This is a genomic window from Vibrio sp. 10N.261.52.A1, assembly GCF_002876325.1.
Classification (GTDB): Bacteria; Pseudomonadota; Gammaproteobacteria; order Enterobacterales; family Vibrionaceae; genus Vibrio; species Vibrio chagasii.
This window is the reverse complement of sequence record NZ_MCYD01001348.1, coordinates 1-522: the sequence shown is the minus strand read 5'-3', so window position 1 is coordinate 522 and position 522 is coordinate 1. Positions and strand designations below refer to the sequence as shown.

Below are 522 nucleotides of genomic sequence, written 5' to 3'. Positions count from 1 at the left end.
CTCTTAAATGCTTTGTTAACTATTTTGTTTCGCCTTTCGCAGTTCTTCAAATGCAGAATGCAACTCTTTTACTCGTCGAAACGTATTGAATAAAGACACTCCGTTAAAAGGCACCACTCCCGATTGCAATATACCTCCTGCACTACCTGGATAGAAGGAGAGAAGTATACGATTTTTATTTATAGAGGAGATAAATTCAGTCAGCTGCTCTTTGTTCACTTGACTCAGAAAGGTCGTTACCGGATCGGTGTCTTCTGGATAAGCTCTAGGGATGTTAAACCAAGTTTTTGACGCCACCTCATTTAGAGCTTTCGCGGCGATACTAAAATTAGATTGCACTTTAGGCACGGATAAGAATACGTTGGCATATTTCCCAGTAAATTGATGTACTTGAATTGACATCGCAACCAACCTTTTGCGTTTCAAATCGATTTCATGTCCTCTGCCATTTTGATACGAAACTAGAAACAACTTCTCTTGCTTATTCTTAGACTTTCTAATCTTTTCGGACGTTTCTAGAGT

1 protein-coding gene is annotated in these 522 nt (G+C 39.1%); it reads right to left on the bottom strand.

Annotated features, from left to right (window positions below):
- Nucleotides 1-15: 15 nt before the first annotated feature.
- Nucleotides 16-522 (bottom strand): hypothetical protein (locus tag BCT81_RS27635; RefSeq protein ID WP_206748018.1); only part of this gene is annotated, 507 nt, incomplete at its 5' end.